The sequence below is a fragment of the Kitasatospora sp. MBT63 genome, from assembly GCF_000710465.2.
Lineage (GTDB): Bacteria > Actinomycetota > Actinomycetes > Streptomycetales > Streptomycetaceae > Kitasatospora.
The window spans coordinates 30,301-44,915 of sequence record NZ_JAIZ01000061.1 but is presented as its reverse complement, the minus strand read 5'-3'; the positions used below and the strand labels follow the sequence as shown (position 1 = coordinate 44,915).

The 14,615-nt window shown below is 74.5% G+C and carries 11 protein-coding genes; 7 read left to right on the top strand and 4 right to left on the bottom strand.

What is annotated here, in order from left to right:
- Nucleotides 1–68: 68 nt before the first annotated feature.
- The 7 genes from AA75_RS04240 to AA75_RS04210 all read left to right on the top strand — a co-directional run bounded on the left by AA75_RS04240 (nucleotide 69) and on the right by AA75_RS04210 (nucleotide 6,948).
- Complete coding sequence (locus AA75_RS04240) at nucleotides 69–1,352, top strand: hypothetical protein (protein WP_033818357.1); 1,284 nt, start codon at nucleotides 69–71, stop codon at nucleotides 1,350–1,352.
- Nucleotides 1,349–2,212, top strand: a complete 864-nt coding sequence (locus AA75_RS04235) for a DUF3865 domain-containing protein (RefSeq protein ID WP_233288923.1) — start codon at nucleotides 1,349–1,351, stop codon at nucleotides 2,210–2,212. The genes AA75_RS04240 and AA75_RS04235 overlap by 4 nt, the downstream gene beginning before the upstream one ends.
- Nucleotides 2,212–2,697, top strand: coding sequence for a GFA family protein (locus tag AA75_RS04230; protein ID WP_233288922.1), 486 nt, complete (start codon nucleotides 2,212–2,214; stop codon nucleotides 2,695–2,697). Before AA75_RS04235 ends, AA75_RS04230 begins: the two co-directional genes overlap by 1 nt.
- A gap of 121 nt (nucleotides 2,698–2,818) precedes the next feature.
- Nucleotides 2,819–3,691 carry a dimethylarginine dimethylaminohydrolase family protein gene (locus tag AA75_RS04225; protein ID WP_033818356.1) on the top strand — a complete coding sequence of 291 codons (873 nt, stop codon included), beginning with the start codon at nucleotides 2,819–2,821 and terminating at the stop codon, nucleotides 3,689–3,691.
- A 168-nt stretch (nucleotides 3,692–3,859) separates the two neighbouring features.
- Nucleotides 3,860–4,963, top strand: a complete 1,104-nt coding sequence (locus tag AA75_RS04220) for an SAM-dependent methyltransferase (RefSeq protein WP_033818355.1) — start codon at nucleotides 3,860–3,862, stop codon at nucleotides 4,961–4,963.
- A gap of 117 nt (nucleotides 4,964–5,080) precedes the next feature.
- Complete coding sequence (locus AA75_RS04215) at nucleotides 5,081–6,361, top strand: cation:proton antiporter (RefSeq protein ID WP_033818354.1); 1,281 nt, start codon at nucleotides 5,081–5,083, stop codon at nucleotides 6,359–6,361.
- On the top strand, nucleotides 6,358–6,948 hold the full coding sequence (locus tag AA75_RS04210) for a nitroreductase family protein (protein WP_051811812.1): 591 nt from the start codon (nucleotides 6,358–6,360) through the stop codon (nucleotides 6,946–6,948). The genes AA75_RS04215 and AA75_RS04210 overlap by 4 nt, the downstream gene beginning before the upstream one ends.
- A gap of 43 nt (nucleotides 6,949–6,991) precedes the next feature.
- Here AA75_RS04210 and AA75_RS04205 read toward each other — a convergent pair whose 3' ends face one another.
- The 4 genes from AA75_RS04205 to AA75_RS04190 form a co-directional block, all read right to left on the bottom strand.
- Nucleotides 6,992–8,167 (bottom strand): transcriptional regulator, encoded by a 1,176-nt coding sequence (locus AA75_RS04205; protein WP_233288921.1) that lies wholly within the window; start codon nucleotides 8,165–8,167, stop codon nucleotides 6,992–6,994.
- Between the two features lie 177 nt (nucleotides 8,168–8,344).
- Nucleotides 8,345–9,556 carry a hypothetical protein gene (locus AA75_RS04200; protein WP_033818352.1) on the bottom strand — a complete coding sequence of 404 codons (1,212 nt, stop codon included), beginning with the start codon at nucleotides 9,554–9,556 and terminating at the stop codon, nucleotides 8,345–8,347.
- Nucleotides 9,553–14,148, bottom strand: coding sequence for an SNF2-related protein (locus AA75_RS04195; protein WP_051811810.1), 4,596 nt, complete (start codon nucleotides 14,146–14,148; stop codon nucleotides 9,553–9,555). Before AA75_RS04195 ends, AA75_RS04200 begins: the two co-directional genes overlap by 4 nt.
- Nucleotides 14,145–14,504 (bottom strand): hypothetical protein, encoded by a 360-nt coding sequence (locus AA75_RS04190; protein ID WP_033818351.1) that lies wholly within the window; start codon nucleotides 14,502–14,504, stop codon nucleotides 14,145–14,147. The genes AA75_RS04195 and AA75_RS04190 overlap by 4 nt, the downstream gene beginning before the upstream one ends.
- Nucleotides 14,505–14,615 lie beyond the last annotated feature (111 nt).

Genomic DNA, 14,615 nt, shown 5'->3' with positions numbered 1-14,615 from the left:
GGCCCGCACCCCGTGCACGCCCACCCGGCCGCCCCCGCGCGGCCGCGAAACCGAAGGAGTACCCGGCCATGAGCAGCACCCCCGGACAGTGGCCCCCGCCCCGCGAGTTCTGGACCGACACCCTGCCCGCCAGGACCGACGGCATGACGCGCCCGTACCTGTTCAAGGGCATCATCCCCCCGTCGGCGGCGAACCCCGCCGCCGTGCTCGAGGGCTTCGCCGCGATCCGGCGGGCCCACGCCGCCGGAGTGGAGATCACCGCGAACGCCCGGGTGTACGTGGGCGAGGAGCACCGCCCCGACCTGGTGGACAAGGTCCTGGCCGCCGACGCCTGGCCGCAGGGCGACTTCGTCGCGTGGATGCAGGAGCAGATCGGCGCCGACCGGTTCAGCCTGGTCCTCAACACCCTGGAGAGCGTCTCCGAGCCGCTGGCCGCGGGCCTGGGCGAGTTCGTCGGCGCGCTGATCGACGGCTGGGGCGTCCCGGCCGGCGGCGCCGAGCTGGTCGCCTTCGTCGGCAACTACAGCGGGACCGCGTTCGGCGTGCACGAGGGCTACGAGAACGCGGTCCTCACCCACCAGGGCCCCGGCACCAAGGACTTCTACTGCTGGCCGGCCGAGGAGTACCGCAAGCTCACCGGCGGCAGCGAGCCGCTGTACGGCGACTACACGTGGCTGCTGGAACACGGCCAGCACTTCGCCCTGGAGCCCGGCGACGCCCTGTTCCTGCCCGAGCGCGTCTTCCACGTCGGCCGCCAGGACGAGTTCAGCATCTCCGTCGCCATCCCCCTCTACACCTTCCCCGACGCCGCGGTCGCCCGCGGCTGGATCGCGCCCGACCTGCTGGAGAACCTCCTGGCCAGCGAGCCCGACACCGACGCCGGCCGGCCTTCCCCGATGCAGCCGCTGGCCGGCGGCCCGGGCGAGCTCGCCCGCCGCCTGGGCGCGGTGGCCGCCGACGCGTTCACCGCCGCCGCCGAGCGGGCGACGGCCGCCGCCGCCCAGCACGCCCACCAGCGGTGGTACACCGTCCTGAGCAACGGCGGCTGGCAGCAGACCGAACTCGACCTCGCCCGGGACGAGGTCGCCGCGGCGTTCGCCGCCGTCGCGCTCGGGCCCGGCACGAGCGTCGCTGTCCGCGCCCCCTACCGGCTGATCGTCACCGGCGAGCAGGCGTTCCTGCGCGGCTGCGAGACGGCGGCCGACCCCGCCGTCCTCACCCCCGACCTGGTCGAGCGCCTCAACGCCGGCCCCACCACCCTGCCCGACGACCCGCAGGTGCTCGCCGCGATCCGCACGCTCGGCGCCACCGGCGGCCTGAGCCTCACCACCACGCCCGAGGAGACCGCGTGACCACCACCGCCACCGCGCCCACGCTCGACAGCCTGCGCGGTACCAGCCTCGTCGAGGTGTACCTGGCCGCGAACCCGGAGACCCGCGGCTACATCCACGCCACCCTCCAGGGCACCCGCGACAGCGGCGACGACCTCGTCGACAAGCACCTCAGGCCCATGATCGACGCGGTCTACCGGCAGATCCGCTCCCTGGTCGACCCCGCGACCCTCACCGCGGCGCAGGCCCGCATGTACATCGCGGAGCTGGCGGTCTTCGCCCGGCACAACGCGCAGTTCTTGCGCTTGGCGGCCAGCCAGGTCTACGGCTCCTGCCCGGCGCTGGGGCACGAGTTCGACCGCAACTTCCTGGAGGAGGGCGGCGAGCCCGGCAAGGTCCCCGCCCACTACATCCTCTACACCCGCGCGCTGCTCGCCGACCTCGGCCTGCTCGTTAACGGCCACGTCCCTGCCGACGAGACCGCCAAGCTGGTCCTCCAGCACCAGGTCCTGGTGAACAGCCACATGACCGGCCTCATCGCCGGCGGCTACTACGCCACCGAGGGCGTCGCCGTCGCCGAGACGGAGATCCTGCGCGCCATCACCGACCGGTACGGCGAGCTGACCATCCAGTCCAGCGGCGCGCAGCTGAAGAACCTGGACTACTACTACCGGCTCCACCTCGACGAGGGCCACGAGGCCGCGCAGGTCGGCGGCATGAGCGTGGAGGAGGCCCACATCGAGGGCCTGGCCCGGTTCGTCCGTCAGAGTGACCTCTTCCACCTCGACCTGCCGCAGGCCCTGGAGGGCTTCCTCCAGATCTTCTGCGCGATGGCACACTGGTGGACCCAACTGGCCTACCGTGCAAGGGAACTGAACTAGTGTCCGACGCCGTCGTCACCGCCACCGCCACCGCCACTGCCACTGCCACTGCCATCGTCGCTGCCGCAACCGGCCCCGACCTCAAGGTCCGCTCCGGCGGCTGCCTGTGCGATTGGATCCGCTTCACCGTCACCGGGCCGGTGGACGACCCGCACGTGTGCAACTGCGCCCACTGCGCCAAGCGCTCCGGCGCGCCGTTCCAGTGGTGGGTCGGGTTCCGGGCGGACGGGCTGGAGTGGACCGGCGAGGGCGGTGAGCCGACCTGGTTCGACACCTACCCCGGCAAGACGGCCCGAGGATTCTGCGGCAGGTGCGGAACCCACCTCGCCGCCCGCGACTACGGCGACGACACGATGATCGGCTTCCTCGCCACCGCCCTGGACGACTACGGCACCGACCCGGCCCTGGTTCCCACGAACCTCAACCGGGTCGCCGAGGCCGCGCCCTGGCTCGCCCAGTGCGCCCAGCCCGGCGCGGCCGGCTGACCCACGGGCCCTGCGGGGGCGGGCGCGCCTGACAGCGCCCGCCCCCGCAGACCCACCGGGCCGTGCCGGGACCGCCTCCACCCCGCACACCACCGCGCCCGCACCGATCCCTGGAGGACCCGTGGACCACGCTGTCCGTGTCGCCACCGAGTACGGCACCCTCGAGCGGGTGGCCATGCGCCACGCAGGAGACTTCACCCGCCCCCTGGACGGCCCCGGCGTCCACCCGGTCCTCGCCCGCCAGCAGGCCACCAGCACCTGGGGCACCTACGACCCGGGCGCCGTCCGCGCACAGCAGGACCGGCTGATCGCCCTGCTCCGCGACCGTGGCACCGACGTGGTCCTGCTCCCCGACGCTCCGGGCTGCTCCGTGCAGCACTACCCCCGCGACATCGCCTTCGCCGTCGACCACCTCCTCATCCGCGCCCGCCTCAACTCCGAGCACCGCCTGCCCGAGGCCGACGCCCTCGCCGACCCCGCCCTCGGCGTCCAGCCCGTCGACCTCGCGCGCGGCACGATCGAGGGCGGCGACGTCCTGCTCCCCGACACCACCCGGGTCCTCGTCGGCCTCAGCGAGGAGACCAGCCCCGACGGCGCGGCCGCCCTCCAGGACGCCCTTGCCCGGCACGGCATCGGCCGCGAAGTCGTCCCGGTGCCCTTCGCGGTCAAGGGGATCGTGCACCTCGACGACCACCTCGCCGTGGTCGCGCCCGGCACCGCCCTGATCCACCGCGAGGTCTTCACCGCCGACCAGAACCGCTGGTTCGACGCCCACTTCGACCACCTCGTCCCCGTCACCGACGCCGAGGCCCGCGCCGTCCAGGTCAACGTCCTGGCCATCGGCCCCATGACGGTCGTCGTCGCCGCCGGCAGCGACCGCATCGCCGCCGCCCTGACCGCCCTCGGACTCGAGGTCCTGGCCGTCGACTACTCCGAGGTCACCCGCATCCCCGGCTCCCTGCGCTGCACCACCCTGCCCCTGCTGCGCACCTGACCCCCGACCGCGCACCACCCGAGCCCGGCAAGCACGGCCGCCGGGCCGAGCCGCCGCGCCCGCTCGGCGGCCGAGCACCGCTTCCGGCCGCCGAAACTGCGGCGACCGGCGGCCGAGCACCGAGCGCAGACCCCGCCCGACCGTCCGAACACCCGCGAAAGGCTGACCATGCACAAGACCCGAGAGCTTGAGGTACACGGACACACCGTGCTCGTGGAGGTGGACCCGGAGCCCGGGCGGGAAGGCAGGGCGGCCCTGTGGCCGACGGTCGGCGAGTACCCCATCTACGACGGGTTCCTCTACTCGACCATGACCACCGACCACGAGCGCAACCAGCGCTTCCTCGCGGCGCTGGCCAAGCTCGCCCCGGGCCGGCGCGTCCTGGACATCGGCACCGGCGAGGACCTCCTGTGGGCCCGCGAGAGCGTGCAGGCCGGAGCCCGCACCGCGGTGGCCGTCGAGGTCATCGCGGACGCCTTCCACACGGCCGCCGGCACCCTGGAGACCCTCGACGAGCGCGACATGATCACGCTGCTGCACGGCGAGTCGACCGCCCTCCAGTTCGCACCCAGGGCCGACATCTGCGTGGCGGAGATCATCGGCTCGCTGGCCGGCGCCGAAGGCGCGGCAGCCGTCCTGACCGACGCCCGCGACCGCCACCTGGCGCCCGGGGGCCTGGTGGTGCCGCACCGCGCGGTGACCCTCGCCGCCCCCGTCCACCTCCCCGGCCTACTGCCCGGCCAGCCCGTCGCGTTCGCCGAGGAGGCCCTGCCGTACCTGCAGCACATCTTCGACTGGCACGGCAGCCCCTTCGACATCCGGCTGCGCATCGAGAACCCCAACACCGACGCCCTCCTCTGCGAGGGCCGGCCCGTCGAAGTGCTCGACTTCAACGGCGACCTGCGCACGCAGCAGCGCACGACCACCCGCCTGGCCATCACCCGGGCCGGCCACGTCGACGGCGTGCTCACCTGGCTCAACCTCTGGTGCCTGCCCGACGAGGAACCGCTCGACGCGCTGCGCATGAAGACCAACTGGGCCAGCATCTACTTCCCGCTCTTCGACCAGCCCGTGCCGGTCGCACCCGGAGACGTCCTGGAACTCACCATCGAAACAGCACTCAGCGACGACGGCATCCACCCGGACTACCACCTCTCCGCCACGCTGCGCACCACCGGCGGCCAGGAGCACCACGCCTCGCTGACCTCCCCCCACCACGGCGGCCCCTTCCGGGCTGACCCGCTCTACCAGGCCCTGTTCCCCACGGCCTGACCGAACGCCCGGCCTCGACGCCGCTGCCGTCGAGCAGCTGCCCGCCCTGCATGTCGATCCCTGCCCGGCCGCTCTCGGAGCCCGCACTCCAGGCCGGCCCTTCGCCCGGAGACCCTGTTGTCCACTCCGCTCTCGCTCGTCCTCCTCGCCGTCCCGGCCGTGGTGCTGGCCTGCCAGGCCGGCGGCTGGGCCGCCCGCCGCCTCGGCCAGCCGCCCGTCATCGGCGAGATGGCCGTCGGTATACTCCTCGGCCCCTCCCTGCTCGGCTGGGTCGCCCCCGGTGTCCAGCACGCCCTGCTGCCGGCCACCGTCCTGCCCTACACCTCGGTGCTCGGCAACATCGCCCTGCTCGCGTTCCTCTTCCTCGTCGGCCTGGAACTCGACTTCCGCTCCTTGCGGACCACCCGCCGCGCCGTGGCCTCCGTCGCCGCCGGGAGCATCCTGCTGCCGCTCGGCCTCGGTGCCGGGCTCGCCGTCGTGATGTACCCGGCCCTGGCCCCGCCCGGCGTGCAGCGGCTGCCGTTCGTCCTGTTCGTCGCCACCGCGCTGTCCGTCACCGCGTTCCCCGTCCTCGCCCGGATCCTCACCGACCGGGGCCTGGCCACCACGCGCCTGGGCGCTTTCGCCCTCGCGTGCGCGGCCACCGACGACGCGCTCGCCTGGTGCCTGCTCATCGCCGTCACCGCCCTGGCCACCGCCGGCTCCCCGCTGGATGCACTCACCGCCCTCGCGTTCACCGCTGCCCTCACCGCAGCCCTGGCCCTGGCCCGCCCGGTGCTGAAGTGGATGCTGGAGCGCGTCGCCCGCAGCTCGGATGACCTGGTGACGGTGCTGCTGGTCGCCGGGCTGCTCCTGGCCGCGTGCGCCACCGACCGGATCGGCGTCCACCCCGCCTTCGGAGCGTTCCTGTTCGGCGCGACGGTGCCGCGCGGCCTGCCGGCCGTCGAGCGCACCGCCGCCCGCCTCCAGGCGGTCTTCGTCCCGGTGCTGCTCCCGCTGTTCTTCGTCGACCTCGGCCTGCACACCGACCTCGCCCACCTCCCGGCCGGCCAGTGGGGCTGGGCCGCTCTGGTCCTGGCCGTCGCCGTGGCGGGCAAGTGGATCGGGGCCGCCGGGGCGGCCCGGCTGGCCGGCTGCGACTGGCGGTGGTCGGCGCTGATGGGCACCCTGATGAACTGCCGCGGGATCACCGAGATCGTCGTCCTAGGCATCGGCCTCCAGCTCGGCGTCATCTCCACCGGCCTGTTCACGATCATGGTTCTCATGGCGGTCGTGACCACCGCCGCCACTGCGCCCCTGCTCGACCGCCTCACCCGGGGCGCCCCCGACCTGACGACCCCGGGTCCCGCCGAGGTGCCGGCCCCTGCGCAGACCGGCACCCCGGGAGCAGCCCGGTGACCTCCACCTCCGACTCCCGGCCCGCCGCGGTCGGCACCGAGGCGGCGATCCGCGCCCGGCGCAGCACCATCCGCCTCACCGAGCCTGCCCCTGGCGAGGCCGAACTCCTCGACCTGCTGGCGGCTGCGGCCACTGCGCCCGACCACGGGCAGCTGCGTCCCTGGCGCGTGATCGCGATCTGTGGCGACGCCCGGGCCCGGCTCGGCGAAGCCGCCGCCGAGGCCGCGCCCACCGCCGACCTGGCCGAGCGGATCGCCGCCAAGCACCTGCGCGCACCGCTGATGCTCGGCCTCGTCTTCCAGCCCCGCGACCACCCGACCGTCCCGCGCTGGGAGCAGCTGGCAGCGACGTCCGCGATGGCCATCACCCTGTTGCTGCTCCTGGACGCGCGCGGCTGGGGCGGAGTCTGGTTCGGCGGCCCCTGCCCGGAGGCGCCGCAGGTTCGCAAGCACCTCGGCATCGGAGACGACGAGCAGCTGCTCGGCTACCTGTACGTCGGCACCCCGGTCCCCGGCGAGGCGGCCCGGCCCCGTGCGGCGATCGACGTCCGCTCCAGGCTCAGCTGGCTCGGCTCCACCGCGGCCTGATCGGCTCCCTGACCACCGGCAGCCCGGCCCGGTCGGCCCGGGGTCAGAAGTCGTGGAGCGGGCCGCCCGCGGCGGCGTCGGCCAGGCGCCGCGCCAGCCGGCGGCTCTTGAGGTGCTGCGCCGTCGTCTTCGCCCTCGCCAGCAACTCCTCGCGCTCCGCCCGGTCCCCGCGCAGCCGGGCCAGCTCGGCACCGGTGATCAGCAGCTCCACGCTGTCGCGCGTGCGCTCCGGCGACAGGCCCATCGCCACCTTCAGCGCCTGCCTGCCCTCCTTGACCAGCCCGGCCATCGCCAGCGCCCACGCGGCCTGGCCCTCCAGCTCCGGGCGGTCCAGCCACGCCAGCCACCGCGGGTCCGACCCGCTCCCGGCCCGGTTGAACGCCGCCCGCGCCCGCTCCACCGCCGCCCGGCACTGGCCGGCGTCCCCGTTGTAGGCCCAGGCCCTTGCCTCCGTCACCGCGACATACGCCCGCACCAGCGCGGGAGAGCCGGTGGCCGCGACCACCGCGCTGCGGGCGTGGGTCAGCACCTCCCGGCCGTCCCCCCGCACCGCCGCCAGCCGTGCCTGGTGGATGCAGCCGCGCGCCAGCCGGCCGCGATCACCGATCGCCTGCGCCAGCCGCATCGCCTGCACGTCGTACCGCTGCGCCAGGCCCGGGAGTTGGTCGTCGTAGGCCATGCTCGCCAGCGCGAGCACCGCGTCGGCGACGCTGCCGAGCAGTCGCCGCCCGCGCCCGGTGCTGTACCCGCCTTCGAGCAGCGGAACAGCGTGGGCGGCCAGGAAGCCGGCGAACACGGAGCGGAACCGCCCGCCGCCGTGCCGGGCGTCCGTCCTGCCGTACAGGTCGGTGTGCGCGTCCAGCAACTCGATGTCCGCCACGGTCACCCGGCGCTGCCCGGACCCTGCGATCTCGGGGTCGGGCAGCATGACCAGCGCCTCCAGCGCAGGGGGCGTCGCGGCGAACGGCATCGCTCGTACCGACGCGCTTCCGGGGACGGCGTCCATCTGCCACAGTCGGCTCAGCATCCGCACCGCGTGGGTCAGGTCGCCGTACTGGAGCGCCTGCTCGGCGACCCTCACATCCTCGGGGGGCCACCTCAGGTGCTCGGGTGTCACTGGGCGCTTGCACGCCTGGGTGAGGACGTAGCACGCCGCGGCCGCCAGATCCGGCCCCGGGTGCGCCCCCGCGCACCATCGCGACACCGTGCTGGTGCTCACGGACCGGGGCTGGCCGGTGGCCGCGCAGCGCTCGCGAACCCGCTTGGCGAAACCCGACATCGACCATTTGAGTTCGTCCCGCACGATCCTCTCGAGGTCCGTGTTCCTCTGCGAGGTGCCGCTCACCGGCACCGACCCGCTCATGCGGATGCCGCCGGAACCTGGACGGCCGTCAGCTCAGGCATGCCGACCTCGGTCCTGGGAGAGCACTTTCGTGCGGATGCGGCGGGATGCGAGAGCGTCGCGGTACGCGCCCGCGGCGTCCTGGGCCGCCGGCCCGGCGAGCCTCCAGTCGCCGTCGGCCGCCGTGAACGGGTGCCAGTTCCCGTCGGGGTCGACGCGGACCTGGACGCCGACGAGCGTGTCGGTGATCCGGTTGCCCTCGGCCGACAGGGGTGCCCGACTGGCGGGCCGGAGCGGGGCGATGGCCCGCTGTGCTCGCTCCAGCAGGGCCGGGTCGGCGGGGAAGTCCGTCCGGGCGGCCCGTACTCCGGCCGCGCCGCCCGCTACGTGGGCGGCCAGAAGCAGGCGTAGTTCGTCGGGTTCCAGGCCGAGGTGGTGCGCGAGGTCGGGTACCTTTCCGGCGGCGGGCAGGGCGGCGGCGATGCGGACGGCGTCGCTGACCGGGTCGCTGTCCGGCGTGCCGCGGCCCGCGAGGAGGTACCGGGCCTCGTCGGCCGCGAGGGCGGCGAGGTGGCGCAGCTGGGCGAGCGCGGGGGCGGGTTCGGGCGGTGCGGGCAGCGGCGCGTCGGCGAACGTGACGGCGTTCGGCTCCTGGAGGGGTTCGGATGCCGCAGGGGTGGGCAGCGCGGCCGGCCGGGCCTGGAAGGCCTGGTGGGCGGGGACGAGCGCGGCGTACTGGTGTTGGCGCTTGGGGCGGGCGCCGGGGGCGTGGTCGTGGAGGAGCTGGGTGAGGCGGTGCTCGCCAAGCCCCCGTAGGAGAAGGAGGAGAGCGGAGTCGGCGTCGAGGCGGTCGGTGACGGCGTGGGCGAGGGCGGCGGTGTGCCGGCAGGGTGCCTGGCCGCAGGAGCAGTCCCAGGTGAAGTGCCCGGGGTCGGGGGCGATGTTGATGCCGCCGGTGTGGTCGGAGTCGGTGAGCGCTGCCGGGAGGTGCCCGGCGAGCAGCAGTTCCCGGTGCGGGCCGGCCGCGAGGGCGGCGGCGAGCGTGGCCTGCTCGTCGGCGGTGAACGGCACGAGGTCCAGCTGGGCGCGGGCCGGCTCGTCCTGGTGGGCGGTGACGAGCCCGGTGGCCCTCCCGGCGGCCAGGTTCAGGTCGCCGACTCCGCCCGCGAGGTGGATCGCGCTTGCCTGAAGGAAGGTGTGCTGGTGGGCGGCGGCCTGCTGCGCGGCGAGCTGCCAGGCCTGGGCCCACGGGCCGTTGGGGGTCATGGGCGTGCTCCGAGGGTGATGAGGTCGGCGAGTTCGCCGTTCGAGAGCTCTCCGAGCGCGGTCTCCGCGGCATGGGGAACGGCGGCGTCGGCCAGGATCCGCTTGTGGTGAAGGAGGGCGTCGACGCGGTCCTCGACCGTCAGCTCGGTCGTCAGCCGGTGGACGCGGACCGTGCTGTCCTGGCCGAAGCGGTGGGCGCGGTCGGTCGCCTGGTCCTCGACGGCCGGGTTCCAGGGGCGGTCGTAGAGGATCGCGTCCGTGGCGCGGGTGAGCGTCAGCCCGTTGCCGCCGGCCTTCATCGTGCTGATCAGGACCGGGCTGAGCCCGTCCTGGAAGGCGTCGACGAGGTGCTGCCGCTTGGGGCCGGGCGGGACGCCGCCGTGCAGGAACAAGGGTGCGATGCCCTGCGCCTTGAGGTGGGCGACCAGCAGCCGCCCCATCACGGCGTAGTTGGTGAACACCAGCGCGCCCCCGCCGCTCTCCTCCTGGAGGACCTGTTCGACGAGCTCGTCGAGGGCCGCGAGCTTGCCCGAGCGGCGCCGCGCCGCCGGCACGTCGTAGGTGCCCGGCTCCTGCGGCTCCTCCTTCAGGTAGTGGGCGGGGGTGTTGCAGATCTTCCGCAACTCGGACAGGAGCGTCAGGACCATTGCGTGCCGGTGCGGCGACTCGGCGGTGCGGATGCGCTCCATCGCCTCCTGGGCTACCCGCTCGTACAGGACGGCCTGTTCGGGCGTCAGCGGGATGCAGCGGTGGGAGATGATCTTCGGGGGAAGTTCCTGGAGGATGTGGGCGTCGCTCTTGCGGCGGCGCAGCAGGAACGGGCTCATGAGCCGGGACAGGCGGCGGGTCGCCTCGCCGCCGGGGTCCGCCTCGATCGGCCGGGCGAAGCGCTCGCCGAAGACGCGCACTGTCCCGAAGAGGCCGGGGTTGGCCAGGTCTGCGACCGACCACAGGTCCAGGAGGCGGTTCTCGAGCGGGGTGCCGGTCAGCACGATGCGCCGTGTGCTGCGGATGCGGCGCAGGGCGCGGGCGGTGAGGCTCAGGTGGTTCTTGGCGAACTGCCCCTCGTCGACGATGAGGAGGTCGACCGGGAAGCCGGCCAGGGCGTCGACGTCGCGCAGCAGGGTGCCGAAGGTGGTGATGACGACCGTGTCCGCGGTGACGCCCTCCAGGGTGCGTTCGGGGCCGTGGTAGATACGGGTCGGGGTGCCGGGGGCGAAACGGGCGATCTCGCGCTGCCAGACGGTGATCATGCTCGCCGGTGCGACGATCAGGTCCGGGTGGGGCCGGGCGATCTGTTCCCGGCGGTGAAGCCGCAGCGCGAGGGTCTGGACGGTCTTGCCCAGGCCCATGTCGTCGGCCAGGACGGCGCCGAAGCCGAGGTCCAGGGTGTGGGCCAGCCAGCTCATGCCGCGTTCCTGGTAGTCGCGCAGCGCGGTGGTCAGCGCGGCGGGCGCGGGCACGGGCTCGCGGGCACCGGGGCGCAGCGCTTCGACCAGGTCGGCGAGCGGTCCGGCCGGATCGCAGGGGTGGTCCACTCCGTCGACGGCGGCGCAGCCGGTCAGCGCGGCGTCCAGGGCCTGGGGGACGTCGAGGGTGCCGATGTCGCGGTGGCCGGCGCGGTGGGCGGTGGGCCTGTCGAGAAGGACCCAGCGCCGCCGCACCTGCTGCAGCGGCCGGCCCGAGGCGGCGAGGGCGTCCATCTCCGCCTCGGTGAGGTGGTCGCCGTCGAGGGCGAGCTGCCAGCGGAGGTCCAGCAGGTTCGCGAGGCCGAAGCGGTGCGGGGCGTCGGTGGCCTCAGGGACGGGGCGGGAGCCGACGACGGTGCGCAGCTGCAGCCCCATCGCCCAGTGCCCGGGCCAGGCGACCTCGACGCCGGCCCGGGTGAGGCGCTGGCCCATCTCGCCCAGGAGCAGCGCCGCTTCGGCAGGGCGGACGGTGAACCGGCCGGGCCGCTCCTGCTCCAGCAGCCGGCCCAGCGGCGGCCAGGCGGGCTCGGCCGCCCTCAGCGCGCTTCGGACCCGCTCCAGCCGGGCCAGGTCGCAGCCCGCGACGGGCAGGTACTCCGCAGCAGGGACGAGGTGGAGGCGCCCGCCGCGCGTGGTGGTGGTGCGCACGCCCAGCTGGACCCACAGCAGGTCGGTGTCCAGGGGGCTGCCCTCGGACGGCTGCCGGATGGTCACGACCAGCGCCGGCAGCCGGTGTCCGATGCTGCGCTCCACCTGGTCGCACCAGGCCCGGAGCCGCGGTTGCTGCGGGCGCGGGACCGGGCCGCTCCACGGCCCGGTCCCCAGGACGGCGGCGGTGCCGGGACCGCGGACCACCGCCTCGGCCACGGCGTCCAGGTACTGGCGCAGCACGGTGCGCGGCGCCCACAGCCGGTACGGCGCGCGGGCGGCCGGCACGCAGTGGGCGTGGGCCGGCATCGCGTCGGCAAGCCCCGCGGCCTCGGCGGCCAGCCCTGCGGGGAGCGGGCCCAGGCGCCACACGTCGCGGTCGCCGGCGTCCAGGGTCGGGTAGAGCAGCCCGGCCGCGATCGCGGTCAGCGCGAGCCGGGTCGCCCGCGCCCACAGCCGCACCGACGGATGCAGGCCCTGGTCCGGCAGCCGGGCCAGGATGCCGGTCAGCAGCCGCACCGGCACCCGCCAGACGGCAACGGCCACCGCCCGAACGCCCACGCCCATGTGAGGGAGGACCAGCTCCAGGTCGGCCTCCAGCAGCGGTGCGGGGCAGCCGCCCGGCAGAGCAGCGCCGTCCACCCGGAACACTGACATCGCCATGCCGCCGTCCACCGGCTCGGCGACCATCGCCGCACCGTCCAGCAGCACTTCGCACACCGCCCGCTCGGCCGCCACCACCTCGGCGGCGCTCGCCGCCGGAGCGCGGCGCTGCGCCGGGACCGGCACGGGCTCGGGGGCCGGTGGTGCGGCCGGCGCGGTGACGGTGGCGGGGAGGGGGACGGTGCCGAGCCGACGCAGCAGGGCTCGTGCGGCCTCGCGCCGGGCAGTCTGCTTGCCGACGGCGCGGGCGGTGGCCGAGTAGGCGGCGCCCTGGATGCGGCAGGAGAAGGTGCAGGGGAACCGCGGGCTGTGGGCCGGGCCGGTCGGAGCGCCGACGTCCTCCGTCACGTCGGTGATCGTCCGCCGGTCGCGCAGCACTTTCAGCACCCGCAGCGGATCCCGGCCGTCGGTGAGCTCCGGCGGGGCCACCATCCTCACCGGCAGTTGTGGTGGCTGCCTGGGGTGGGGGTCGAGTCTGGGGAGGTCGAGAACGAGCCGCAGCATCGCGTCCGCCGCCTTGACCCGGGCGCCTGCGGTGCTCGCCCCACTCCCGCGGGACTCGAGGTCCCGGCCGCCGGCGCTGCACGTGATACGGCAGTTGAACATCAAGGAGGTGCCGGTCAGCTCGTCGTCGTCCTCGATCTGCAGACCGGTCAGGAGCATCGCCTGCTCCATCTCGCGCAGCGTGGCGATGTTGTTCTCACCTCCCTGAGGGTCTGCGGCGGCCGGTCCGGCGAGGTCGGGCGTGGGAAGGCCGGCGAGGTCGGCCAGCAGGCGGAGCGCGGCGACGGAGAGGGCCGTCGTCGGCGAGCGGTAGAGGCCGCTGGTCACCTCGTGCACGTGCTCGCCGACCTCGTAGACGACTCGGACGGCATGGCGCTCCCCCAAGTCGGCGGGGTCCGCGGCCGGCTCCTGTTGGTACACCGGCCTGAGGGCCCCTGCCTCCTTGGCGTGGGCTTTCAGCACGGCCTGGGCCTTGCCGGGGGCCGCCGCGGCCTCCAGCGCGGTCACGCGTACCGGCTCCCACTGCGGCCCGGCGGCCCGGAACAGGACCAGGTGGAGGTCGCGTGCTGTCAGGGCGCCCGCGCGGACCCGGGCGGAGATCTCGGCCAGGACCGCCGGCGCCACCGTCTCCAGCGCGCACAGCCGCAGCAGCTCGGTGTGGAACGCCCCCGGAGCAGCGGCCGGAGGTTCCGGTGCCGGCTTGGCACCGTACGGCGACCAGCCGTCCCCGTCCGGCTCGCTCTGGGCGACCGGGTGGGCTCCGCTGAGGTGTCCGAGCAGGCTCAGGACGGCCAGGTCCTGTGCCGCCTCCAGGGTGTGGGCGAAGGCCGCGGCGCCGTGGACGAAGCCGGCGTCCGAGCGGCAGGCGGCCTGGACGGCCACTCCGTCCCCGGACACCGGGACCTGGCGGACCACCAGCCGGGCGCACTCGTCGGTGGCCTGGTGGTGGGCGGTCAGCACGGCGACCGCCTTGTGCGGTGCCGCTGCCATCGCCTCCCACGCCACGACAGCCAGCGGCATGACGCCGGGCACCTTGTCGCCGAGCAACAGGGCGCGCAGGTACGGTGCGCGGCACCGGCCGGCGCTCACCCGCAGCACCAGCTCGTCCCTGAACGGCTCCGGCACGACGCCGCTGGCGCAGACCGCTCGCAGCAGCCGCCCGAAGACGCGGTCCTGAAGGATGCTGAAGTCCGTCGTGGGGTCCGCCAGGAGCTTCATCTCCTCCTTTAGGCGTGCCTTCTCCTCCTTCCGCTTCTTGAGCTGGAGGTACTCCGCAAGCTCGGCCGGGCCGGCCGTCCCTCCGGTCATGCTGGACGTTCTCCTTGCAGGGATGGAGCGGTGGGACGATCGGGCAGCAGGCTGTGCCGGGCGGCGACGGCGGCCGCGCTCAGGCGGGTGGGGGCGCCGACCTTGGCGAGGAGCCGCCCGATGACGATCACCGGCACGGTGGGTAAGGTCGTGCTCAGCTGGCGGACCTGCCCGGCGGCAGCGTCATCGATCGCGTCCAGGCTGAAGAGCCCCGCGGTGAGCGGTAGTCCCGGAGCCGGGACGATCAGACCAGGCCCGGGGTAGGTGGCGGCCTGGTGCCCGCGGCGGGTGAGCGCCGTGGTGTGAAGAACCGGGGCGCCGAGTACCGCGAACCGCAGGGGGTTCGCTGCGTTCATGGTCGGCCATGCGTCTCGCGGTACCCGGGCGGCGACAAGGGCAGGAAGTTGGGGTGCGACGTCGGCCGTGCTCACCGCTGTGGCCCCCAGGTCCCGCCCATTCGCTGGTTG

Coding starts and splice junctions, on each gene's coding strand:
- AA75_RS04240 (WP_033818357.1), top strand. CDS start 69: ATGAGCAGCACCCCCGGACAGTGGCCCCCGCCCCGCGAGTTCTGGACC.
- AA75_RS04220 (WP_033818355.1), top strand. CDS start 3,860: ATGCACAAGACCCGAGAGCTTGAGGTACACGGACACACCGTGCTCGTG.
- AA75_RS04200 (WP_033818352.1), bottom strand. CDS start 9,556: ATGACCCCCAACGGCCCGTGGGCCCAGGCCTGGCAGCTCGCCGCGCAG.
- AA75_RS04195 (WP_051811810.1), bottom strand. CDS start 14,148: ATGACCGGAGGGACGGCCGGCCCGGCCGAGCTTGCGGAGTACCTCCAG.
- AA75_RS04190 (WP_033818351.1), bottom strand. CDS start 14,504: ATGAACGCAGCGAACCCCCTGCGGTTCGCGGTACTCGGCGCCCCGGTT.